The following is a 23905-nucleotide window of genomic DNA, read 5'->3' on the forward strand; positions in this document are numbered from 1 at the left end:
TGTGGTTATCCTTGATCGTGGTCGTGGTTTTCATGATCGTCATCGTGATCGTGGTCATGCCCCTCTTCAGCAAGGCCCAGCCAAACAAGGTCAGAAGCATTGAAGCCAAGATCGATGGTTCGGATCACATCACCATCGGTGGCATCCACCTCATACACAGACTGGTTGTGCAGCACGAACAGGCGTTCCTGAGCGGCAGATACGGCGACAGCAAGAGTGTCACCTTCACCCGGCGCGTCCATCAGCTCAGCCGTAGTAATCCGTTCCCAGTCGTGGGCCGGATCAAACAGCCGCAGGCCGCCGTCATCGCCGAGCACATAGAAGACCTCACCATGGGTGGTAAAGCCCTGGGTCAGGCGGCCCACGCCCTCGCCAAGTTCCAGTTCGTGGTAGACCTCGGTGGTTGATTCCGGATGGATCACGAACAGGCGGTCACCGGCAATGCCGACCAACTCCTCAACATCGTGATTGGCAACCACGGTTCCAATGCGGGAGCCCTCCGCCAGACCTTCGGGGTTGTCCAGTTTGGTAGCTGGGAAACCAGCTTCGTGCAGATCAATTACCAGAACGCCATCACTGCAGCCGAAGCCAAGACTGTGGGCGTTGGCGGCAGCGCCATGAAGCCTCGGGCAAGCCTGGCTGTAGCGTTCTTCAAATTCGAAGTCGGAACCGGCCAGGTGGTAACGCTCAACGGCCGCTGGCAGAGTAGTGTCCGCAATCGAGCTGTCCCGATAGGTCACGAACAGGTGGCCATCGATCATCTTGGCAACGCCGTGCATGTTGTTATCCAGCTGCAGGCTCGCCACGGTGGCGCCGCTTCCCAACGTCGCATCTGAAAACACGGTCACTTTGGAGCTTGCGGCTTCACCACCGTCGAAGAAAATGACACCTTCCGATTCACCCGAAGAATAGTGCGTCGGTTTGTGATCGTTCAGGGTGAGGGTCAGCATGCTCGGCGTCTCTGCGTAATCATGCATGTGATCGCCGTGGTCCTCGGTATACAGCCCACCGTCAACAAACGACACCAGATCGTCGCCCCGCTGGATAGCGACGGCATACCGGTTGCCGGGTGAGGCATAGAGGCTCGGCGCTTCACCATTCATGGCCATGGAGGCAAGCACTTCGCTGTTGTCGAGGTTCAGCACCTTGAGCTGCGAAGCGTCGGTATCGAACAGGGCCAGACGACCCGCCGTGTCGATATCGGTATGCTCATGCTCATCATCAGAGCTGCTGCTACCGCCGCAAGCGACCAGCAGAGTTGCCGAGGCTATCATCAGCGATGCAGCCAACGGACGAACTCGTAAAGGGAAGGGTTGGAATTGATCAGACATCAAGAACTCCTTTTAATGTTATAACGTTGCGCTTTTGCGCTTCAGGAAAGCCAGTCCAGCCCCAGAACCAGCCTTGGGGTGTCAGCCAACACATGAACCCGAGTCCCCACGGCGGCAGGCTCGAACAGGCATCGATACATGGCGATCAGTTCCCTGACATCCGCCAGCCACGCCCGAGCGCCGGGCAATTCCAGCGCCCAACGGGGGAGAACCTCATCAACGGGCTCGTCTTTCTCCTGCACCACAAAACGCTCGAAGCTGGAAATCTTTGCCTCGAAATGGCGTGCAAAATCGAGACATTCAGTACGCGGCTCCCGCCGCCAGACCGCCAGATTGACCTCATCCCGGAATATCTCTGTCAGACATTCAGGTTTGCCACCGTGGACAGTCTCAGGGCTGGCAACCGAATTGGACTCTACTGTCATGGACAACCTCCCGCGCCTGCCGCATGCAGGAATGAAATTAAACACAGGTAACGTTTCGAGGTCGAAAACGTTATGTTATAACATATCTAAAGTAAAGCGCCGTGCATGCGGCAAATAGCGAAAAAGGTAGGAGCAACGTGCTCAGCAGGCGCCCGGATGGCTTAAGGAAATGCGCGGTGAGCACATTCCTGAAACCGAAGAGTATGGTATTTCAAGCTTCGTGTATCGCGCACACCGGCCTTTCCATCCCGCCAAGTTCTACGACTTCCTGCACGAGGGAACCTCGAAAGGCAAACTGATCCGCTCCAAGGGTTATTTCTGGCTCGCAACCCGCCCCGAATTCGCAGGCAGCTGGAGTCAGGCAGGCGGTATTGCGCGTTATGGCTTTGCCGGCATGTTCTGGAAAGCCGTGCCGGAAACCAACTGGCCAGAGAACCCGGAATACTACTTTGGTGCCTGTTTTTTGGTGCGATGGTCTCATTCAACCCAAGACCAACATCGCGTGTAATGAAGCCATCACAATAATAACCAGAAAGTCTACACATCCACGCCAATGACTCTCTGCCCAGGAGGCCTCCATGCTCAACCCGCTTAATGCCGCTGCCGAAAGGCGCTATGATGCGACCAACGCTGCATACCCAAACGACAACGAACAGGCAGAAACAACCATGGAGCCCGCCTACAAAATTCTGATCGCTGATGATCACCCGTTATTTCGCGAGGCTATCAGCAACGTGATCGCCAGCGGCTTTGAAGGCACCGAAATCATAGAAACCGAAGATTTGGACAGCGCCCTTGAAATCACCCGGGAAAACGATGATCTGGATCTGATTTTGCTCGACCTCAACATGCCGGGCATGCACGGTCTGAACGGGCTGATTTCCCTTCGCAACGAAGCCCCGACCATTCCGGTGGTGATCGTGTCGGCCGAGGAAGACAAGCAGATTGTGTTACAGGCGATTACCTACGGCGCCGTCGGCTTTATCACCAAATCTTCGCCTCGGGCACAGATGACCGAGGCCATACAACAAATTCTCAACGGCAACGTGTATCTGCCGTCCGATATCATTCGTACCGGCAAAGAAAGCAGCCATCGCCGAACCCGAAACGATGAAAATCTCATCTCTCCGGAATTACTCAACTCCCTCACCCGTCGCCAGTTGCTGGTTCTGGAGCGCATGGCCAAGGGCGAGTCCAACAAGCAGATTGCCTACAACCTGAACATTGCCGAGACCACCGTCAAAGCCCATGTCTCTGCGATTCTTCGCAAACTTGGTGTACACAACCGGGTACAGGCCATACTGGCGGCAGGCGACGTCGATTTCAGTCAATACCTCAAGCGCTGATGGCGGCCAGCAGCCATCAGCGCTGCATCACATGATGAAGAACACTGCGCAACTTCAAAGGCTTAACCGGCTTGTTCATCAGCAAGTAGCCTAACTCCCGGATATGCTGCTTCAACTCATTGCTGTAGTTGGCGGTAATCATCAGCACCGGTGCAGGCTGTGCGCGCTGGCCATTGATGCAGGCCACCGCATCCACGCCGTTTTCATCATTGTCCAGGTGGTAGTCCGCCAGGATCAGATCCACCGGAGCCCCGGCCACGTCGGTCTTCGCCGCCAGATCTTCGGCAGACACGGCGGTGACTACCCGACACTGCCAACCCTCCAGCAGAGTTTCCATACCCCGGCAGATGGCCAGATCGTTATCAATCACCCATACACGAGCCCCGGACAAACCCTCACCAAGCTGCGGCTTACTTGCCGCCCTGCGCACAGGCCGGACTGACGGCAATACGCCCAGTGGTACCCGCACACTAAACACTGAACCCTTGCCTTCCACAGACGATACCGACACCTCATGCCCCAACATGCCTGCAATCTTATCGACAATCGCCAACCCGAGCCCCAAACCCTTATCGGCCTGCCCGCGCCTGGGCCTGATCCGTTTGAATTCCTGAAAGATTTCGGTCAGTTTGTCCTGCGGTATGCCCGACCCGGTATCCCAAACCTGCAGAACGACATGGCCAGGCTCACGCCGACAGCCAAGCAGGATCCGGCCACTGTCGGTGTAGCGGATGGCGTTGGTCAGAAAATTACGGAGGATTCTGGCCAGCAGTTGGGAGTCGGAATGCACGACCGCAGAACAGGGCACAAAGCTCAACTGAATACCCTCTGCCAGTGCCATCTGGCGAAACTCCCGGGCCAGGTTGTTCAGCAGATCCCGCAGATCAAATGCAGTCAGATCTGGCGTGATCACCCCCGCATCGAGCTTGGAAATATCCACCAGTGTTCCCAGCAGGTTTTCCACGTCATCCAGAGACGTGCTCACCGAACGCACCAGCCCTTCTGCCCGGGGGCCAAAGCTCTGCTCCTGCAAGGCACTGGTAAACAGCCGTGCCGCATTGAGCGGCTGCAGAAGATCGTGGCTGACCGCTGCCAGAAACTTGGTTTTCGACAAGTTGGCCCGGTCTGCTTCCTGCTTGGCATCCCGAAGCCGGGCCTCAACGGTAGCCCGCTCGGCTATTTCCTGGCGTAACTGCTGGTTCAGGTCGGTCAAAGCCGCCGTGCGCTCACGTACCCGGCGATCCAGATCGTCATAAGCTTGCTCCAGTGCCATGGCGGTTTTCCGGCGATCGGTAATGTCACGGATCAACACAAAGAATCCGGTAACCTGGCCGCTTTCGTCCCGATTGGGCACATAGGAACGCAACATATAACTCTGTTCGCCATACTCCCCGGTTTCCTCGAACTCGAAGGTCACCGGATGACCATCCAGCACTTCCAGAATTTGCGGCAGCAGGCGCTGGTAAAAATCATCTGAATGAACCTGCGCCAGCCGCCTGCCCAGCGGCGAGATGCCATCGCGGCCGTACCATTGCTCATAAACCCGGTTGCAGAACTGTACCGAAAGGTCCGCACCCACATAGGCAATCAGTGCCGGAACATGATCTGTTACTACCCGGATCCAGCGTTCGCTTTCTTCCAGTGCCTTCATTTGCCGGGCCATGGCACTGTTTTTTACCTCGGTTATGTCGGAGTACAGCACCACCAGCCCACCCTCACGGGTACGGCGCTCGGTCATCTGCACCCAGCGCCCGTTAGCCAGCAGGAACACCGCACCCTCTGCGTCTTCATAACTGTGCTCTTCCACAATCAATCCGGAACTCAGAGCCAGGGCTTTAACCGTATCGATATCCGCACCCGGCACCGGTGCCGCCAGGCCAGCATGCCGCCAGTAGCTGCGAAAACGGCTATTGGTTTGAATCAGCCTTTGCTCACGATCAAACAGCACAAAGCCATCGGCGATGCTTTCGATGGCATCACTCAATCGCTGCCGGGATGTCTCTGCCTCTTCCCGAGCCCGGCTCAGGGCTTTATTGCTTGCTTTCAGCTCTTCCATGGCAAGGTTCAGCGCCTCCGTGCGCTCCCGCACCTGCTCCGCCAGCACCACCGAATGCTCGAATGCCGCGTAGGGCGCTGGTTTGTGGCCAGCACCAGACTCCACCCGCTCAATCAGTGCGTCCCGCACTTTGCGCAAACGCTGATTTTCCACCTCCAGGGCGGCGATCTTCCGGTCTTTCTCATCAGACAGGCTGGCCGCCTCGATATCAGGCAGGGACTTCAGGTTGACCAATGACCACCCCCGTAAAGGTCTGGTTAATGTGCATGCCGTTGAACTGTTCACCGTACGTATTGAAGCCCATCACGCGATGTTGCCTGAGAAATTCCGATACGGCGTCTGCCTGGCCGGTCAGCTCAGCTTCCAGGCGTCGCAAAAAGCAGTCGCAGGCCAGGGTTACCAGCGGTTGACCGACAACCTCTTCGGATGCCTGTATCTGCGCCCGGACACTGTCCAGCAAAGACCCGGGTGCCATAGCCGTCATTACGATGCCGGTCTCTACCGCACAGTAGAAGGTCAGGCTGCCATCGGGATTCACCCGCTGAATGGAGCGCACAAAATAGTGGCCGCCCACCCGAACCCCAAGAGGTCTAAGCGCAAACACCTGTCTACCAAGCTGATCCGGCAGCACCCCCATGGTGCGGGCATAAACCTCGGCGGCCGGTTCGGCGTTCAATTCGAATACGGTGCGGGTTTCCGGGCAAGCACGGGTCACCACCAGTTTTTCCGTCTGCTGCTGCATGTGGTGAGTTGAAAACACGCGGAAATCCAGCGGGGTATTTACCAGCATCACCGTGGCTGCGCTGTTGTGAAATCGTCCGTCGAAATAGACATGGGTGTCCGCCAGGCGCTCGTCATCGCCTGCCGAGCCACCAAACTGGGGAATACTGCCCAGAGCGGCATTTAATGTTGCCAGCACCAGTTCCTCGCGACTCGACAAACCATCGAGCATGGTCATGGCAAAGGTATTGCCCTTGACCGGGGCCAGCCCAGCATCCCGACAGGTCGCCAGAAGCTGGTCTATGATCTGCTGGGCATGCTGCAGGGAAAAACGGTCGAGCTCACTCACCAACGCACAGTCAATGGCGAAATAGCGTGAGTCGAACCCAATGGCGCTGATACACCCACGACCGTAGCCGTGCTCGGTAATTTCTCCGGCCGACGTACACCCGTACACCCTTACGCCGCTAAACGCCGCCTGAATAGCAGGGCCGAGTTTCACCAGGTCGTATTCCACCGAGCAGAAAAAGAGCACACAGCCCAGGTGCTCGTGCCTCAGTTGCCGGGCCAAATCAGCGGCAGCCTGATCTGGCGCTTCGGCATTCACACTGGCCACTCGCACCGGTGATTCACGAAGCTCTGATGCCATGGCCGTGGGTCTCGATAAACAGAATGATGCCACTGATTTTACGCCGAACGCTGACCAGGGGAATTCGACTTCCGTGCTCTTTATCGGGGCACAAAATTCTTGTAATCCATTGAATTTAAGTCCTTTTTTTAAGCTTCGGCCAGACCGGGTGAGAAACCTGCTGGGAAAACGGCACTTTAGTCGGAGACTGACTTTGCTGGCGGCGTTGTGGGGTCTGACAGCGAGTGTCAGCCCCCTGCCTCAAGACCCTGCCTCAGAAGGTTACGATGGCCCCGAGTGCCAGTGTGTTGGCATCGACCGCGGTCATGCTGGTCGATTTCACCACCTGCTCAAACAGGTTGTATTCCGCCACCAATTTGAGATGGCTGTTGATGTCGTGGAATACCGCCACCGAGGTGTTTTCCGATTCGAAATCTCCCTGATCAGAGTCAGTTTCGCCATAGGACAACACCAGCCGGTTAGCACCCAATGTGTAAGAGGCCTGCACCAGATAGCCGCTGGCATCTTCCTCCGATGCCAGCGCTGCATCCGAAATCAGCACGGGCACATCGCCTTTGGAGCTGAACCCGGAGGCGGTTACCGACAGTCCTGCAAGGGCCGCTTTCAGGCCATAGCCAATGCCCTGGCTGTCGATTTCTGTGGTGGCATTCTCGGAGCTTTGATAGCGCCCGTTGAGCCACCCTGTCACCATCAGGCCATTCAGATCCGCACTGTAGGTCAGCTCCGCTTCAAATCTTGGCATAGACTGCTCGGAGCTGGCCCCCGGGGTGGTGTCGGCCGGTTCCAGAATGCCTCCCGCGAACTGGAAGCCACCGATATCAGGTGTACGATAAGTCATCTGGGCCGATGGATTCGGATAGGGGTAGCCCGCCCGGATGTTGCCAAATGAAACGCCGGTCGCCGCCCCGGGAGAGCCGAACCCCATCAATAACTCATCAAGAAAGATATTGGAACGGGCATACAGGCCGAAGTCCTTACCGATCAGAACCTGGCCAAAACCGCCATCAACCGTGGCGTAGAGTTGCCGTACATCGATACTGGTATCTGTGGGCGACTGCAGGCTGTCATTGATGGTACTCCAGAACGATGAGCGGCCCCCCAGCGTCAGCCCTCCCATCTCCTTGCTGAAGTTAAACCCGATGGTATTGGGCAGAAACCCCATTTTCACATCGGAATTACGAACATCGGCGACTTTGTCATCGCGATTCACATAAAACGCGTTGAAATAGCCATCCACGGAAAACTCCGTGTCATCCTGATCGTAGATTGTCACCGCTGCCTGGGTGCCCGTACATACGCCAATCGCTGCGGCAACGGCCAGTCCCATGCCGGTTTTTCTCAGTTGTTTACTCATAGTTCCCCCGGGTTATTGTTTGAAATCTGGGATCAGGGGCTACAGGCCAGGCCGGGAACCCCAGGCGCCTTCAGGCACCTAGGGCCATGGTCGGGTAATGAATTGATGGGGAGTATTGTTCGTGAGAGCAGATTAACTGCTTATTTGGGAGGCTACGGATATGAAACTTTGGGCTTACGACTCGCCGGGAAACTGCGCCAGTTCATCCAGGCAATCCTGCAAAAACGCCTCGGGATCGTCCATCACGGCGGTGTCTGCCACCACACCGAACTGTACTTGCCCGGCGTAGCTGACAATGCTGATCCCCAGCCCGATATCGCCAGCCTGAGGCACCCAGAACATCTGCTCGGTAATGGCGCAGCCAGACAGGTAACGAATCTCCGGCGTGCCCGGTACGTTCGAGACCACCGCCGACGCCTTGCGGAAAAACAGATCAGACAGTGGTCTGCGGCCAGGCTCGGGAATCAGCGCGGCGCAACTGGTAAGCCCCCAGGCCAGGCCCGGCTGCCAGCTCTTTTTCAGCTTCCGGGTTTCGTGCTTGATGCGGAACAGTCGCTCTAACGCGCTCTCACCATCAACCGGCAAGGGCACGAACACCGTGCCAAAGCAGTTGCCAGGCTCCCCCGGCTCCGGCCGGGCACCCACCGGTAAGGTCGAACGTATGTCCACTGGCACAGCGGCATGCATAACAGCGTCATCGAGCTGCGTTCCGGTCAGCCCCAGCCGGGGGCGCACCGCCGCCGCGACACAGCTTAACAGCACGTCGTTGATGGTGGTGTGGGTGGTTTTGGCGATGCTGCGAAACCGGGCCAAAGGCACCGGCGCCGACCAGCGGCAACGGCGTTGGCCAGACAGCGGCCGCTTCAACTGTGATGGCGAATCCGGCGGCAGCGCGATGAAACCGCTCAGTTCCTGAATCAGGCGGCGGGCTGATTCGGCAACACCACCGGGCGACGGACTGCAGGCACCAGAGGCCGGTGGTTCCTCCGCGGGCATCAGGTCGCCCAGCTGGCTCTGCAGCCATTGCTGCCCTGCCCCCAGCCAGCGCTCCACCCGGGGCGTCTCCGGATGCCCGTATACCGCGGGGTACTGCCGCGGCGATGCCGGGCACAGGTGATCAAATATACCCAACAGGGACAACCCATCGGCGTAACAATGGTGCAGGCGCAGGATCAGTGCCGCGCCTCCAACAGCGTTCGGGGCCAGCCAGAATTTCCAGCCGGGGCGGTATCGTGGCAGAGGGTCGTTCAGCCGCTCAGAAACCCAGGCCTGAAGTTGTTCCTGATCGAACCGGTCGAGCGCCACATCCAGATGCTGGGGCGCTGAAAAACCAAGGTCTTTTTCCCAGTACCAGGCCGGTGCCCGCCAGACCGGGCGAAAACGAAAACGCTCCCACGCCAGCCAGTACACCTCCATGAATTCCCGGAACCGCCGGGGGGTCAGGCCGTCCACCCGCAACATGATGGTGATGGTCATCGGGTTCTCCGGCCGCTCCAGCGCCAGCCAAGCCGAATCGGACGGCAGCATGAGATGCGATTGCTCCTGGCTCAAACCCGACGATCTCCTGTCACTGACACTCCTGCTGGCGAAACTCCGACCCGGCATTGTGCCAGAGACCCAACACCGGCTCCATCCCGGACACAGCGCACACAACTACAAAAAGTTACACGTGACGAAATGTTCGCTTCTATACTGGTTATATACTCTGGTGCCCTGGTTATAACCTGAACCCGGCGCAGAGCGATTGGCTCCGGTTGTTCGTATAACCTGGCAGCAATGCCACTAACCCCGACATAGTTTCGAGGTACAAAGGCTCTACCGGCAATGCCAGCGAATAACAACATCCGTCGGGGCCGGGGAGGTACAAGATGAAAGCCAGTCACATTCGCAAACTGATCAAGCCCATCGACAGCGGCTACTCGGAAATGTTCTCCGGCCGGGTTTACCGGCTTGGCCAGGGTGCGGTGTCGGTGCGCAATCACAGTGGCAGCGCCGAGCATACCGTCATCGGTGTGCACGGGTTTCTGGAGAACCACTGCTATTTCACCCAGGCCTACGATGCCCCTTCCACCGAACTGATTTTGCTGACTTGCAGCAACTACCATATTCCGGTGAACGGGGTAACGCCGGAAGTGCCCGACTGGTACCAACCCAATGAACAACTCGAGGGCACCATCGAATACGACGCCAGCCTTCTTAATCAGGCTCTGCAAAATCTGCCCAGCACGGATAACATCCGGGTACACGGTCACTCCCGCGGTGGCGCGGTCATTCTGGAAGCCATTGCGCGGCAGCCCGAGTTGTACGACGGCATTGAAGTCATTCTCGAGGCCCCGGTGTTGCCCCAGGGCAAGCTACACCCGCTAGTGACCACCCTGCTGGAGCCGGTCAGTCATGGCATGTGGCCCTGGATTATCCGGCTGATCAACAGCGCCCCCCAGTCGGCTTATGGCCAGACCTTTTTCGGCAAGATGAATCCGCGCAAGAAGCAACTGCTGAGCAAACTCTTCTACGCTACCCGGGATCACCTGACCATCGTCCGCAACATCGAAAACATTCTGGACTGGATGGCTCGCACCGATACCTCGGTGTATCGTCATGTCCGCCACGGCACCTTTCTGATTCCCGGTACCGACCGCATTCTCGACCGCAGCGCCATGCTGGCCAGCGCCCGTACCAGCCCCACCACCATGCGCATTATTGAAACCCAGGCACCCAGCCACTTTATTACCCTGGACAGCAAGGAATGGATTCCCGGGCTTGAAAGCCTGGGCGGTGCCGCCCAGAGTTGACCTGCATCGGCAATCCCGGGTGCAGCGGCAGGCGAGCTTCGCTAAACTGGCGATTTTTCGCACCACAGGATGGAACCCCTGAATGTATCGTGACCGACTGGTGGCTACCGCCGTGTCTTCCGAGAATGCCCGGCGGCTGAAGCGCCTGTTGCTGGAATATCACGATTTTCGCCAGCTCAAGACCGGGCATCCGCTGCGGGAACAGGCCCATCAGATCGCCGACTGGCAGGCGGAACGGCTGAAAACAACCCATCAGGATCTCTACCGGCACCCCGGCTACCATTCCGGCCTGGAGTTCCTGCTGACCGACCTCTACGCTCCAGCAGGCATGACCCGCCGGGACGACAACATAGACCGGGTATTCCCGAAAATCGTGAAATGGCTACCCGAACAACTGATTGGCACCTTTGCCGGGCTGGTGGAGCTGAACCTGATCACTCAAAGCCTGGATCTGAACCTGGTCGAGTGGCTGGCGCAACAGGGCGTGGGCAGCCAAAACCTGGACACCGACAGCTACTGCCAGGCCTACCGTGCCAGTACCCAGCTGCCCGTTCGCCAGCGGCAACTGGCCCTGGTAGCCGAAACCGGCCAGCAACTGGATCGCTACGTGCGCAACCGGACACTGGGGTGGCTGCTATCGATGACGCGCGGCCCGGCAGATATGGCCGACCTGAGCGACTTGCACAGCTTTCTGCACCGGGGCTACAGCGCCTTCCGCAAGATGAACCGGGTAGATGTGCTGATTCAACGTCTGATCAGCCGGGAGCAACAAGTCATGGAAAATATCCTGGCGGGGCAGCCACAGCCGTTTGTGCTGCCCGATGATCTGTAAGCGTCAGGCCTTGATGATCTGATCCAGCTGGGAGTGGATTTCCTGTTCGATCCGGGCCTTGAAGGGGCGCAGCATCAGGCCCAGCTCCAGATGAATGTGCAGATCATTTTCAGAAATATCCAGCTGGCCTTTCACTCCACTGCGCTTGAACCGGAGCAGATCGCCGTCCCACTGGTAATTCACGTCGAACTGTTGCGACAGATCTTTGGCCAGGGTTTCCGCGGCGTCGCGGGCGTGTTCTTTGTCCAGGGAATGGGCACGATGGATATCAATAGCAGACATGAATCAGTTTTCTCGATGATTTGGAAAGTCTTTTACAGTGTAAGCTGGCAATAAACTTGTAGCCAACCCCCGAGTGGATAGAATACGGGGTTCAGATTCTGACAGGACCAACTCTCATGAGCGAGCAACAAGCACCTGGCACCAACCAGGACGACGTCACCCACTTCGGTTTCCGCAATGTACCCAAGAGCCAGAAGGCCGGGCAAGTGGCCGAGGTATTCCACAGTGTGGCGGGCAAATACGACCTCATGAACGACCTGATGTCCATGGGCATTCACCGGCTGTGGAAGCGCTTTACCATTGAACTGAGCGGGGTACGCCCGGGCCACCAGGTGCTGGACATTGCCGGTGGCACCGGCGATCTAACCATGAAGTTTTCTGACCTGGTGGGCCCCGCCGGCAAGGTGGTGCTGGCCGACATCAATGCCTCCATGCTCAAGGTCGGCCGCAGCCGGCTCACCGATCGGGGTTATGCCGGCAATATCGAATATGTGCAGGCCGACGCCGAGCACCTGCCATTTCCAGACAACAACTTCCAGGCGGTATCCATCGCCTTCGGCCTGCGCAACGTCACCGACAAGGATCAGGCCCTGCGCGACATGGCCCGGGTACTCAAGCCCGGCGGCAAACTGATGGTGCTGGAATTCTCCAAACCCACCAACCCACTGCTGAGCAAAGCCTACGACATGTACTCGTTCAACGCCCTGCCGATCATGGGCCAGCTGTTTGCCGGCGATGGTGAAAGCTACAAGTACCTGGCCGAGTCTATTCGTATGCACCCGGATCAGGAAACCCTGAAGGGCATGATGGAAGACGCCGGGCTGGTGAACTGCAAGTACTACAACATGACCGGCGGCATTGTCGCTCTGCATGTGGGAATCAAGCCCTGATGATCTTCGGGCCCACCCTGGCATCGGCTGCCACCGCCATCGTCGAAAGCGCCCTGAATCGCGCTCTGGAACTGGACCCGGCGGGTCGCAAAGCGCTGCTTGACGCCCTCACCGGCGATGTTCAGATGACCGTGACCGCACCGCTGGCGAGCCACTGGACTCTGCTGCGGGTAGGCGAGCAGGTGCAAGTGCGCAGCCAGCCTTCGGAACAGGCCCGCCTGATTCTGCGCGGGCGCCCGGTCGCTTTTGCGGCGCTGGCGCTGGGTGACGACCGGGTATTTGCCGATGACCGCCTGGCCGTTGACGGCGACACCGCCCTGGCCCACCAGCTGCAGCGTGCCCTGAATCAGCTGCAACCCGACTGGGAAGCCGCCATGGCCGTGCATCTGGGCGATGTACCCGCTCACTTTCTGGGCCGACAGATCCGCTCGGCGGTGAAATGGAGCCGTCAGGCGCTGAACACCATGAGCGCCAACGTGGAAGAATACGTGCACGAAGAAAGCCGCGCCCTGCCCGGTCGCCGGGAACTCGAGGCCACCTTCGGCGAAATCGACGAACTCCATCTGCGCACCGAACGGTTGCAGGCACGGCTCGACCAGCTTGCCACCCGCCCCCCACACGATACGGAGCTCATGTGACCCGCTTGCAACGCCTGTTCCGGATAGCCTGGGTATTTTGCCGTTATCGGCTGGATACCTTTCTGCCGCTGTCGGAACTGCCAACACCGCTCAAGGTTTTCTTCCTGCTGGCACCCTGGCACCTGTTTCCACACCCCAAAGCCAGCCGCGGCGATCGCCTGCGCATGGCCCTGGAAGAACTGGGGCCGGTATTCGTCAAGTTCGGCCAGATCCTGTCCACCCGCCGGGACCTGCTGCCCGACGACATGGCTGAAGCTCTGAAACAATTGCAGGATCGGGTGCCGCCATTTCCTGATGATCAGGCGCGTGGCATCATCGAAAAATCCCTGGGGGCACCGGTCTCGGAACTGTTTGCAGAATTCAGCCCGGCCCCGATGGCGTCGGCGTCGGTGGCCCAGGTTCACGCCGCCACCCTGCCCACCGGCCAGAAGGTGGTGGTGAAGGTACTCAGGCCCGGCATCGAGCGGGTTATCCGCCAGGATCTGGCCCTGATGTATCTGATGGCGGGGTTGTTGGAGAAGTACTGGTCGGAAGGCAAACGCCTGCACCCGGTCGATGTGGTGGCAGACTACGATTCCACCATTCACGACGAGCTGGATCTGCAGCGGGAAGCCGCCAATGCCAGCCAGTTGCGCCGCAACTTCGAGAATTCACCGCTAATTTACATCCCCTTTATCGACTGGGACTACACCCGCAAATCAGTGCTGGTGATGGAGCGTATCCACGGCATCCCCATTGCCGATGTGCCCGCGCTCAAAAAGGCGGGCGTCAATATGAAAGTGCTGGCCGAAAAAGGCGTGGAAATCTTCTTCACCCAGGTGTTCCGGGACAGCTTTTTCCACGCCGACATGCATCCGGGCAACATTTTCGTGGATGTTTCCAACCCCGCCGACCCCAAGTACATCGCCATCGACTTTGGCATTGTTGGCACCCTGGCGCCTGACGACCAGAGCTATCTGGCCCGCAACCTGCTGGCGTTTTTCCGCCGGGATTACCGACAGGTGGCCCAACTGCATATCCAGTCGGGCTGGGTACCGCCGGACACCCGGGTGAATGAATTCGAAGCCGCGATCCGCACGGTCTGCGAGCCGATTTTTGAACGGCCACTGAAAGACATTTCCTTCGGCCACTTCCTGTTGCGCCTGTTCCAGACCGCACGGCGGTTCAACATGGAGGTGCAACCGCAACTGGTGTTGCTGCAGAAAACCCTGCTGAATGTGGAAGGCCTGGGCCGCCAACTGTATCCGGATCTGGATTTGTGGAGCACCGCCCAGCCGTTCCTGGAAGACTGGATGCGCAAGCGCATCGGCCCCTCCGGGCTGGTAAAAGCGCTGCAAAGTCACCTGCCCTCCTGGCTGGAACAGTCGCCGGAAATGCCACAATTGATCCACGATGCGCTGCTGCAACTGCGCTCCGGCGGGCCTACGGATGAGCAGAATCGTGCTACGCTGGCGCTGATACAAGAGCAACAGCAGCGCAGAGAGCGGCGCTGGCGACGGGGCTTCATCGCCCTGATTCTGGCCGCTGCGGCACTGGCGGGCGGCCAGCCGGAAGCCCGGGACTGGCTCGAGGCACTCCCCCCGTGGAGCTGGGCATTGCTGGCGGGCGCCACGGTGCTAATGCTGCGGGGCAGCCGCTGAACAATCGAATTTCTGGATCGAAAAACATGCAAGAGAGCACCAACGCCAGCCCCGGGTGGCTGGATGAAATAGCCTGGACGGCCGATGGCCTGGTACCCGCCATCGCCCAGGACGCCAACAACGGCGACATTCTGATGATGGCCTGGATGAACCGGGAATCCCTGCAGTTAACGGTGGAAGAAGGCCGGGCGGTTTACTGGTCACGATCCCGCGGCAAACTGTGGCGCAAGGGCGAAAGCTCCGGCAATCAGCAAGTGCTGAAAGACATCCGGCTGGATTGCGACGCCGATGTTATTTTGCTGAAAGTGGAACAAAAAGGCGGTATTGCCTGCCATACCGGAAGGCGCAGCTGCTTTTATCGCAACCTGCAAGACGGCCAATGGACAACCACAGATCCGGTTCTGCAGGATCCGGACACCCTATACGGCAGCAAGTGAGGAGATTTTCCTGTGAGTGATGTACTCGAACGCCTGGCCCAGGTACTGGAAGCCCGCAAGGAGGCCAATCCGGACACCTCCTATGTAGCCAGTCTGCACGCCAAGGGCCTGAACAAGATTCTGGAGAAGGTGGGCGAGGAATGCACCGAAACCCTGCTGGCGGCCAAGGATGCCGAGCACTCCGGTGACACCCGGGCGGTGGTTTATGAAACCGCCGACCTGTGGTTCCACAGCATGGTGATGCTGTCCCGGCTGGAGCTGGGGCCACAAGATATTATCGACGAACTGGCCAGCCGGTTTGACCTGTCCGGCCTGGAAGAAAAAGCATCCCGCCAGCCGTAAGGGAGTACCCCCAAGGTGGATTTCCGCCCGGGGTCACGGTTGGCGTACAATAGAGTCTATCAGCAACACTTGAATGAGGGTCCCTCATGGGCATCAGTATCTGGCAACTCCTTATCGTACTCGGCATTGTTATCCTGCTGTTCGGAACCAAGAAACTGCGCAACATCGGCACGGATCTCGGTGGCGCCATTCGAGGGTTCAAAAAATCCATGAGTGACGAGGAAGACAAAACCGACGACCAGCAACCGCTGGAAAAGCAAAACGCCGAACAACAGCAGGCCCAAGCGGAAGAGAAGCCCCGGGAAAAACAAAGCTGAGCCTATTGAATGTTCGACATCGGCTTTCTTGAACTGCTTATCTGCGGCGTTATCGCATTGCTGGTACTCGGCCCTGAGCGGCTGCCCACAGCTGCCCGCGCTGCGGGCCGCTGGATGGGCGCGGCCCGGCGCCTGGTCGGCCAGTTCACCAGTGAACTTGACCGGCAACTGAAGGCCGAGGAGCTGAAAGAAGAGCTCCGCAAAGCTGGCGACATTGGCCTGGACGACGTTGAGAAAACGGTCAAGGGGGCTCTGGACGAAGCCAAAAAGTACGAAAACATGATCGTGCCGGACTATCACGGCCGCCGGTCTGGCAATAAAGCGTCACCATCGGCAACCCAGGAATCACCGTCTGCCAGCAACGAGTCGGCCGCACCGGCGGAACCTGCCGCTGGCACCTCCCAGGACAGTACACCGGATAATCGTTCATGAGCGCCACACCGAACGGCAATCACACCTCCGCCGAACAACCAGAAATGCCGCTGATCGAGCATCTCCTTGAGCTGCGTAACCGGCTGCTGAAAATGGTGCTGGCGGTGGTGATCTGCTTCGCCGTCATCTACCCCTTTGCCAACGATCTGTACCTGCTGTTGTCCCAGCCCCTGCGGGACTTACTGCCAGTCGGCCAGACCATGATTGCCACCGACATCACCTCGCCCTTCTTTGCACCGCTGAAGCTGGCGCTGGTGTTATCGGTGTTCGCGGCCATTCCGATCATTCTCTATCAACTCTGGAGTTTTATAGCGCCGGGGCTTTACGCCCACGAAAAACGGCTGGCGTTCCCGCTGTTGTTCACCTCGGTACTGCTGTTCTACGCCGGTGCTGCCTTTGCCTACTTTGTGGTGTTTCCACTGGTGTTCGGCTTTTTCACCGCCATCGGCCCCGAGGGCATTGTCGAGCTGCCCGACATCAGCAGTTACCTCAACTTCGTGCTGAAAATGTTTTTCGCGTTCGGTATCGCCTTCGAGATACCGATTGCCACGGTGCTGCTGATCATGACCGGCGCCACCACACCTAACGATCTGGCCGCCAAGCGCCCTTACGTGGTGGTGGCCTGCTTTATCATCGGTATGCTGCTGACTCCGCCAGACATCATCTCGCAAACCCTGCTGGCGGTGCCCATGTGGATACTGTTCGAGTTCGGCATACTGTTCGGGCGGCTGGTTAACCGGGATCGCGAGGCCCGAGCCGAGCCCGATAGCCAATGAATCTGGCCCTGATCGGCGATGATGACTTTCTCAGCCCTGAGCGGGTTCGACTGACCGGGCGGCGCCTTGAGCATCTGAAAACGGTACTTCGCGCCACCACCGGCGACCGGATTCCAGTGGGCCGGGTGAATGGCCTGATGGGCCATGGCCAGATACTGAGCCTAACCGAATCCGAAGCCGAATTGGCCGTAACCCTCGACCAGCCAGCCCCGCCGCCGTTGCCGTTGACCCTGGTGCTGGCCATGCCGCGGCCAAAAATGTTCCGCCGGGTACTGCAAACCTGTGCCGCACTGGGGGTGAAGGATCTGTGGCTGATCAACAGCTACAAGGTGGAAAAGAGCTTCTGGCAAACACCCTGGCTTTCGGATGAGAACCTGCAGGAAAACCTGACCCTTGGTCTGGAACAGGCAAAAGATACCCTGATGCCGACGGTGCACATCCGCAAACTGTTCAAGCCCTTCGTGGAAGACGAATTACCGGCCCTGATTGCGGGCAAACAGGCGCTGGTCGCCCACCCCGGCACCGACCGCCCCTGCCCCACCCACCTCAACCAGCCCGCCCTGCTGTGCATCGGCCCGGAAGGCGGCTTCACCCCCTACGAAGTCGGCAAGCTGGCCGAAGCTGGCTGCCAGGGCGTACACCTGGGCCCGCGAATCCTGCGGGTGGAAACCGCAGTGCCGGTGCTGGTGAGCCGCCTGTTTGACGCCTGCGTGTGAGCCGAATGCTATCACGGTTGAGATAGACTCCGCTTGCTCCAAATTTACGCCACAAAATGCACGTTGAACTTCAAAAATTCAACATGAATTTGACGCCATGATATGCTCAAGATCAACCTGAAAACCTAAAAGGCTGAGCCATGATCCGCTGTCATCTTGCTCGCATGATGGGCGAGCAAAAAATGCGTATCGCCGACGTTGCCAGAGAAACTGGCCTGAGCCGCGCGACAGTAACCCTACTCTACAGGGAGACGGCACAAAAAGTTGACCTATACGCCTTAGAACAAATCTGCACGTTGTTCAATTGTGGTGTTGGCGACCTGCTGGAGTTGGTGCCAATCTCAAATGACCAAGGAGTGGCCTGATGGCATCTGAAGCAGATACCCGAGCAAATTATATTGATCCTGCATTACGGGCAGCACACTGGCAACCTAGCAATATCATTCGGGAACATTACTTCACTGACGGTAGAAAGATGGCCGGAGGTGTACGTGGGCGACGTTGCTTCGTGGATTACCTGCTTCACAAAGACAACCGCTATCTAGCTGTTGTAGAGGCCAAAAAAGAATCCGAGCATCCAACCAAAGGCCTACAACAAGCCATTGACTATGCGAACAAACTTCGCGTTCGTTTCGTCTATTCCAGTAACGGCAAACAAACCTACGAACTCGATCTGGAAACAGGCAAAGGAGACTACATTGAGTTTTACCCAACGCCTGCTGAGTTGGAAAGGCGTTATGCCGGAGAAACAACAGATTTAAGTCAGGAGTTAAGAAACGTCCCTTTCCATTTAGAAGGGGCCATGCAGCCACGTTATTACCAAGAGCTGGCTGTTCATGCCGCTACCGATGCCATCGGTCAAGGCAAATCCCGCATTCTGCTCACACTGGCCACCGGTACAGGTAAAACCTTTATCGCCTTTCAAATCGTTCACAAAGTTTTTCAGGCTCGCTGGAACCGTGACCAACCTGGCTCACGCAGGCCACGGGTATTGTTTCTGGCTGATCGTAATATCTTGGCTGACCAAGCCATTAACACCTTCAACCCCTATGAAAAAGACCTGATCAAAATCAACGGGGAAGAAGTGCGTAAACGCAACGGTGTGGTGCCAACCAATGCCCACATATTTTTCGCGATCTATCAGGCGATTGCGGAAAGGGAAAACATCGATGGCTATTACAAAGCCTACCCCAAGGATTTCTTTGATCTGGTGTTGATTGATGAATGTCACCGTGGTGCTGCCAATGAAGCGGGCTCCTGGCGAGCCATTCTCGATCACTTCAGTAGCGCCGTGCATCTGGGGTTAACAGCTACCCCAAAACGCACAGACAACGTGGACACCTATGAATACTTTGGTCAGCCTGCTTATGTCTATTCACTAAAAGACGGTATCAATGATGGCTTCTTGACTCCCTACCGGGTTAAGCGCGTGAGAACCAATCTGGATGAATTGGTGCTCACCAAAGATGACGTGATCGTCGAAGGTGAATCTGGCCAGGATTTGTATCAGGTCGAAGACTACGACCGCAAAATTATTGTTGATGAGCGCACCGAACTGGTCGCCAAAGCCATCTTACAAAACATCAACCCGCTGGAAAAAACCATCGTCTTTTGTGAGAACCAAAACCACGCGCTGACCATGCGCGACATGATTAATAAATACAAAGCCGTAAAAGACCCGCATTACTGTGTACGAGTCACCAGCGACGAAGGCAAGGTCGGCCGCGAACTGCTGGAAAAATTCCAGGACAACGACAAAGACATCCCAACCATTATTACCTCATCACAAATGCTCACTACCGGTGTCGATGCCCGCAATGTCCGCAATGTGGTGCTGGATCGAACCATCGGCTCCATGGTGGAGTTCAAACAGATTGTGGGGCGAGGTACCCGAGTTTTTGATGGTAAGGACTACTTCACCATCGTGGATTTTCGGGGTGCGACCAATAACTTTTATGATGAGGAATGGGATGGCGAGCCCGAAGCTCCGGAGCCAGGCGGAACCCGAGAACCGACACCGCCACCCTACACGCCAGAGCCGCCCGAAGGCGGCGACGGGCCGGAACCAGAGCCAGGTGAGCCGTGCCCAAGGTTAAAGGTAAAACTTGGCAAGCACCGCGAGCTCAAGGTCATCGATATTGAAACCCGTTATATCGACGAAAATGGCAAGCCTCTGACTATTCAGGAGTTTGTTGAACGGTTAATTCAACAACTGCCGGGCCTATTCACAAGCATTGATGAGCTTCGGGATATCTGGTCAGACCCAGACCTTCGCGAACAACTCTTGGCCAACCTGCTACAGGCTGGCTTTGATAAAGAACAGCTCTCGACCCTGCGCCGGATGTTCGAAGCCGACGACTGCGACATGTTCGATCTACTGGCGTTTTTAGCCTTTGAACAACCCATGGCTACCCGTAAATCACGAGCGGAAGCAGTGCGAGCGAATAACGCCTTCTTTGACCAGTACCAACAGGAAAAGGCCAAGCAATTCCTGCATTTTGTTCTGAACCGCTACGAGCAAACGGGCGTTACAGAACTGGCGCGTGAGCGCCTGCCAGCTCTGATTGAGCTATCCGGCCTCGGCACCACTAAAGATGCCTCCATGGCCTTTGGTGGCAAACCTGCTCAATTACTCGCTGCCTTCAAACAACTACAACACCAGCTGTACCACGTGAGCTAACCAATGGAACTAACTTTCTCACTATCGCATTCATTTACAGATGAACAATCACTGAGAATAGACAAGGTGGCAACTCTCATTGGTGAAAACGGATCTGGTAAATCTAGCGTACTTCAATCGATATTTGCTGAGGGTCTAAAGGAAAATCATGCACGGCCATTTCGAACCATTTGCTTTTCATCTGGACAAAACGAATCTTTTTCAAAAGGCTTTAACAAGTATGTGAAGAAAACTAGAAGGCAAGGCCGAACCATGAGTTTGGCTTCATTCTACTTTGACAAGTCATGGTCAAAGCTCGTCATTTTTCTAGCTACAGCTTTAGTCAGAGATGGAAAAACTCGCATATTTCTTAAAGACAAAGGCTATGCAGCTGAAAGTAACGACATTAATCGAGACGATATATCAACTAAGCTTTCTTTCAAGTTTAAAATCGACAATCGATATACGCTGCGGGTACAGGGTGCCTTAAAGAAAGAGGAAATTGGTGAAAAAGGAACTTTAAGGCAGGGGCCATTTCATCGGTCCCTGGAAAGTTTTATTGAGAAAATTGTAGACCCCAATTTTAATTTTGAAAGTAAGCTAGATGCCATACTGATCGAGCTAACAGCTTCCGATTTATTAGCGGTGAAATTTGCAAAGGTAGACCCAGAGGCTGATGTTAATGAGCAAGATTTTGGAGATGACCCGTCCATTAGTTTCTTCGCCCAAGCAGTTAATGCGGGCTTTATAAATAAGTGGAGTTTTCAACTCCGATTTGAGAACGGATTAGAGCTGGACGATCTCAGCGATGGAGAATACCAGCTCCTATTCTTGTATGCGCTAATCGATCTGTTCGACACTGAGAATACCCTGTTCCTCTTCGATGAAGCAGACTCACACCTTCACTATAAAAACGTCGAAAAGCTATGGGCGCTTCTCCACAGCATCCAAGGTCACGCCATTACCACTACACACTTACTCGATTCCATTTCAGCCAAAGAGAATCGTATTGAACACCTTAAAGTGGTTGAAAAAGGCAGGATCAGTGAGGACAACAAAATCAAGCAATTGATCAATCGCCTGAGTGTACTGTCCCGCGCCAAATCGGTGGAATTTGAGGTCTGTGGCAAGCTACCGAACATCGCCTTACTAGATGATTACAACGATTGGATTATTTTTACCAAACTTGCGGCACGTGCAGGGCTAGATATAAACCGTCTAGCCGCTGTGCATGCCATGAAAAAGTCATCCAGCTACGCTACTGCTAACGAAACTTTTGGCAAGGGCAAGATTGATTGGCTCCACGGCCTAAGCAAGATCGAATCCCCCTTGGTCACAACCCAAATTTTTATGATTTGTGATCGGGATGAGGCCGCCCTCGATTGGAATGCCGCCAATGGCGTTCAAGTGAACGGCCAAGTGTACCGCGACTTGCTGAACGCCATTCGCTGGCCGCAAGGCATGAGGGTGACACCCTATTTGCTCGCGTGGAGACGCCGCGAAATCAAAAACTATTTGCTCTCGTACTCCGCATTGGCGCACCACCATCTGCTTGGCCAAATAAACAATGGTGATATTGCGCAGCGCAATCACCTACAGCCCAATAACCCTGGCGATAACGACGATATTCGCAGGTTAAACGTCAAAGATGTTATCAACCCGCTGATTAATACCGATGGAGAGGGGTTAGACCCTGTAAAACTCCAAACTTATATCGACCTGATTCCGCCCGCTGAAATCAGCGAAGACATCACCAATATGTACAATTTCATTATCGGAAAACTCTAAGCATGTCACTACAACAAAAAATTGACCGTATTACCGACATCCTACGCCGCGACGATGGCATCAGTGGTGCCATGCATTACACGGAGCAGACCTCTTGGGTCTTGTTCCTGAAGTTTCTCGATGATTACGAATCTGAAAAAGAAGACGAAGCGGTATTGTCCGGCAAAGACTATCAACCGGTATTGGATGACGAGCATCGCTGGGCAAGCTGGGCCTGCCCTAAGGCGGCTGATGGCAAACTGGACCTTGCACGGGCAAAGACCGGGGATGACCTCACCGATTATGTCAATAAGCAGCTATTCCCCTACCTGAAAAGCTTTGCCAATGCCACCGCAACGGGCGCAGATCCAAAATCTTTCACCTACAAAATTGGCGCTATCTTTCAATACCTGGACAACAAAGTCGCTTCTGGCCATACCCTGCGTGAAGTGCTGGATATTGTGGATAGTCTGAACTTCCAATCCGAGTCTGATCTGTTTGAACTTTCATTAGTGTATGAAGGTTTATTGCAAAACATGGGCGATGCCGGTGGTTACGCCGGTGAGTTTTATACCCCGCGCCCTGTGGTGCGCGCGATGGTGCAAGCCATTGACCCGAAACCCGGCGAGACGATTTACGACGCGGCAGCCGGTTCCTGCGGATTTTTGGTTGAAGCCTTTGAGCACCTGAAAACTAAAAAGAGCCAACTCTCCACCGAGCAGTGGAATTTTATTCAGCGCGACACCTTCTTCGGGTTTGAGAAAACATCGCTGGCTTACGTGATGGGCATGATGAACATGATTTTGCATGGCATCGAGTCACCCAACTTGTTCCGTGGTAATACACTAACCCAGAATATTCGCGATATTCAGGAAAAAGACCGTTACAACATTATCCTGGCTAACCCGCCCTTTGGCGGTAAAGAGAAATCGCAAATTCAGCAAAACTTCCCCATCCAAAGTAATGCCACTGAGTTGTTGTTTTTACAGCACTTTATGAAAACCCTAAAAAGTGGTGGAAAGGCCGCGATTGTGGTGCCAGAAGGCGTACTGTTCCAAACCAATAGTGCGTTTAAACAAGTCAAACAAGAGCTGCTCGAAAACTTTAATCTGCACACCATTTTAAGCTTGCCCGCTGGCGTATTTTTGCCGTATTCAGGGGTTAAAACTAACGTTCTGTTTTTTGAGCGCAGCGGCGGTACCAGCGATGTCTGGTACTACGAATGTGAGCCTGAGCAAAAGCTCACCAAAAATAAACCTATTACCGATGACCACTTAAAAGAGTTTGTTGAGCTGTATAACAGCAGAGAAACCTCCGGTCGTTCCTGGACTGTTTCAGCCAGTAAACTTGCTGAAGACTATGACCTATCCGCCAAAAATCCAGCCAAACAGAAAGATGCCGAGCATTTAGCACCCAGAGACATCCTTAAGCAGATCCGCACAAAAGAAAAGCTGGTGTCTGGGCTGTTGGATGAAATTGAAGATCTGTTGACGGAGAAGTAATC

23 protein-coding genes and 1 pseudogene are annotated in these 23905 nt (G+C 55.9%); 17 read left to right on the forward strand and 7 right to left on the reverse strand.

Annotation, left to right across the window (positions count from 1 at the left end; translation table 11 throughout):
- Positions 1–5: 5 nt before the first annotated feature.
- Both C7H09_RS19870 and C7H09_RS08715 read right to left on the reverse strand, forming a co-directional pair.
- Complete coding sequence (locus tag C7H09_RS19870; RefSeq protein WP_240616540.1) at positions 6–1331, reverse strand: hypothetical protein; 1326 nt, start codon at positions 1329–1331, stop codon at positions 6–8.
- A 41-nt stretch (positions 1332–1372) separates the two neighbouring features.
- A complete protein-coding gene (locus C7H09_RS08715; protein ID WP_240616541.1) occupies positions 1373–1756 on the reverse strand; it encodes a DUF1826 domain-containing protein in 384 nt (127 codons plus the stop codon).
- Positions 1757–1889: 133 nt separating this feature from the next.
- Between C7H09_RS08715 and C7H09_RS08720 the strand changes: the two are divergent.
- Together C7H09_RS08720 and C7H09_RS08725 are read left to right on the forward strand one after the other, a co-directional pair.
- A pseudogene (locus tag C7H09_RS08720) lies at positions 1890–2198 on the forward strand (GTP-binding protein); the annotation flags it as partial.
- Positions 2199–2424: 226 nt separating this feature from the next.
- Entirely contained in the window at positions 2425–3102 is a 678-nt protein-coding gene (locus tag C7H09_RS08725) for a response regulator (protein WP_240616545.1), read from the forward strand.
- A 16-nt stretch (positions 3103–3118) separates the two neighbouring features.
- Here the strand turns inward: C7H09_RS08725 and C7H09_RS08730 are convergent, their stop codons facing one another.
- The 4 genes from C7H09_RS08730 to C7H09_RS08745 form a co-directional block, all read right to left on the reverse strand.
- Complete coding sequence (locus tag C7H09_RS08730; protein ID WP_420844186.1) at positions 3119–5392, reverse strand: hybrid sensor histidine kinase/response regulator; 2274 nt, start codon at positions 5390–5392, stop codon at positions 3119–3121.
- Positions 5367–6527 carry a nitric oxide-sensing protein NosP gene (nosP, locus tag C7H09_RS08735; protein WP_106762167.1) on the reverse strand — a complete coding sequence of 387 codons (1161 nt, stop codon included), beginning with the start codon at positions 6525–6527 and terminating at the stop codon, positions 5367–5369. Before nosP ends, C7H09_RS08730 begins: the two co-directional genes overlap by 26 nt.
- Before the next feature lie 253 nt (positions 6528–6780).
- A complete protein-coding gene (locus C7H09_RS08740) occupies positions 6781–7881 on the reverse strand; it encodes a porin (RefSeq protein ID WP_106762168.1) in 1101 nt (366 codons plus the stop codon).
- A 174-nt stretch (positions 7882–8055) separates the two neighbouring features.
- Positions 8056–9408: a WS/DGAT domain-containing protein gene (locus C7H09_RS08745; protein WP_106762169.1), complete on the reverse strand. Its 1353-nt coding sequence runs from the start codon at positions 9406–9408 to the stop codon at positions 8056–8058.
- 341 nt (positions 9409–9749) lie between these two features.
- On the opposite strand from C7H09_RS08745, the gene C7H09_RS08750 reads away from it, so the two are divergent.
- Positions 9750–10673 (forward strand): alpha/beta hydrolase, encoded by a 924-nt coding sequence (locus C7H09_RS08750; RefSeq protein WP_106762170.1) that lies wholly within the window; start codon positions 9750–9752, stop codon positions 10671–10673.
- A gap of 82 nt (positions 10674–10755) precedes the next feature.
- Entirely contained in the window at positions 10756–11505 is a 750-nt protein-coding gene (locus C7H09_RS08755; protein WP_106762171.1) for a DUF8198 family protein, read from the forward strand.
- 3 nt (positions 11506–11508) lie between these two features.
- Here the strand turns inward: C7H09_RS08755 and C7H09_RS08760 are convergent, their stop codons facing one another.
- Positions 11509–11787, reverse strand: a complete 279-nt coding sequence (locus C7H09_RS08760; protein ID WP_106762172.1) for a polyhydroxyalkanoic acid system family protein — start codon at positions 11785–11787, stop codon at positions 11509–11511.
- 116 nt (positions 11788–11903) lie between these two features.
- Here C7H09_RS08760 and ubiE point away from each other — a divergent pair, with 116 nt between their 5' ends.
- The 13 genes from ubiE to C7H09_RS08825 all read left to right on the forward strand — a co-directional run bounded on the left by ubiE (position 11904) and on the right by C7H09_RS08825 (position 23903).
- Positions 11904–12677 carry a bifunctional demethylmenaquinone methyltransferase/2-methoxy-6-polyprenyl-1,4-benzoquinol methylase UbiE gene (gene ubiE, locus C7H09_RS08765; protein ID WP_106762173.1) on the forward strand — a complete coding sequence of 258 codons (774 nt, stop codon included), beginning with the start codon at positions 11904–11906 and terminating at the stop codon, positions 12675–12677.
- Entirely contained in the window at positions 12677–13315 is a 639-nt protein-coding gene (locus C7H09_RS08770; protein WP_106762174.1) for a ubiquinone biosynthesis accessory factor UbiJ, read from the forward strand. The genes ubiE and C7H09_RS08770 overlap by 1 nt, the downstream gene beginning before the upstream one ends.
- Positions 13312–14955, forward strand: coding sequence for a ubiquinone biosynthesis regulatory protein kinase UbiB (gene ubiB, locus C7H09_RS08775; protein WP_106762175.1), 1644 nt, complete (start codon positions 13312–13314; stop codon positions 14953–14955). Before C7H09_RS08770 ends, ubiB begins: the two co-directional genes overlap by 4 nt.
- 26 nt (positions 14956–14981) lie before the next feature.
- On the forward strand, positions 14982–15392 hold the full coding sequence (gene hisI / locus C7H09_RS08780) for a phosphoribosyl-AMP cyclohydrolase (RefSeq protein ID WP_106762176.1): 411 nt from the start codon (positions 14982–14984) through the stop codon (positions 15390–15392).
- A gap of 12 nt (positions 15393–15404) precedes the next feature.
- Positions 15405–15734, forward strand: coding sequence for a phosphoribosyl-ATP diphosphatase (locus C7H09_RS08785; protein WP_106762177.1), 330 nt, complete (start codon positions 15405–15407; stop codon positions 15732–15734).
- Positions 15735–15820: 86 nt separating this feature from the next.
- Entirely contained in the window at positions 15821–16051 is a 231-nt protein-coding gene (gene tatA, locus C7H09_RS08790) for a Sec-independent protein translocase subunit TatA (protein ID WP_106762178.1), read from the forward strand.
- A 9-nt stretch (positions 16052–16060) separates the two neighbouring features.
- Positions 16061–16483, forward strand: a complete 423-nt coding sequence (gene tatB, locus C7H09_RS08795; RefSeq protein WP_106762179.1) for a Sec-independent protein translocase protein TatB — start codon at positions 16061–16063, stop codon at positions 16481–16483.
- Positions 16480–17259, forward strand: coding sequence for a twin-arginine translocase subunit TatC (gene tatC / locus C7H09_RS08800; protein ID WP_106762180.1), 780 nt, complete (start codon positions 16480–16482; stop codon positions 17257–17259). The genes tatB and tatC overlap by 4 nt, the downstream gene beginning before the upstream one ends.
- Positions 17256–17975 carry a 16S rRNA (uracil(1498)-N(3))-methyltransferase gene (locus tag C7H09_RS08805; RefSeq protein WP_106762181.1) on the forward strand — a complete coding sequence of 240 codons (720 nt, stop codon included), beginning with the start codon at positions 17256–17258 and terminating at the stop codon, positions 17973–17975. The genes tatC and C7H09_RS08805 overlap by 4 nt, the downstream gene beginning before the upstream one ends.
- 140 nt (positions 17976–18115) lie before the next feature.
- Positions 18116–18340, forward strand: a complete 225-nt coding sequence (locus C7H09_RS08810) for a helix-turn-helix domain-containing protein (protein WP_106762182.1) — start codon at positions 18116–18118, stop codon at positions 18338–18340.
- The gene (gene hsdR, locus C7H09_RS08815) at positions 18340–20655 is read left to right on the forward strand and encodes an EcoAI/FtnUII family type I restriction enzme subunit R (RefSeq protein ID WP_106762183.1); all 2316 of its coding nucleotides are present in this window, start codon (positions 18340–18342) and stop codon (positions 20653–20655) included. Before C7H09_RS08810 ends, hsdR begins: the two co-directional genes overlap by 1 nt.
- A gap of 3 nt (positions 20656–20658) precedes the next feature.
- Positions 20659–22422: an AAA family ATPase gene (locus C7H09_RS08820; protein WP_106762184.1), complete on the forward strand. Its 1764-nt coding sequence runs from the start codon at positions 20659–20661 to the stop codon at positions 22420–22422.
- A gap of 2 nt (positions 22423–22424) precedes the next feature.
- Positions 22425–23903 carry a class I SAM-dependent DNA methyltransferase gene (locus C7H09_RS08825; protein WP_106762185.1) on the forward strand — a complete coding sequence of 493 codons (1479 nt, stop codon included), beginning with the start codon at positions 22425–22427 and terminating at the stop codon, positions 23901–23903.
- The last annotated feature ends 2 nt before the right edge of the window (positions 23904–23905 follow it).

This window comes from Marinobacter fuscus, from assembly GCF_003007675.1.
Taxonomy (GTDB): Bacteria; Pseudomonadota; Gammaproteobacteria; order Pseudomonadales; family Oleiphilaceae; genus Marinobacter; species Marinobacter fuscus.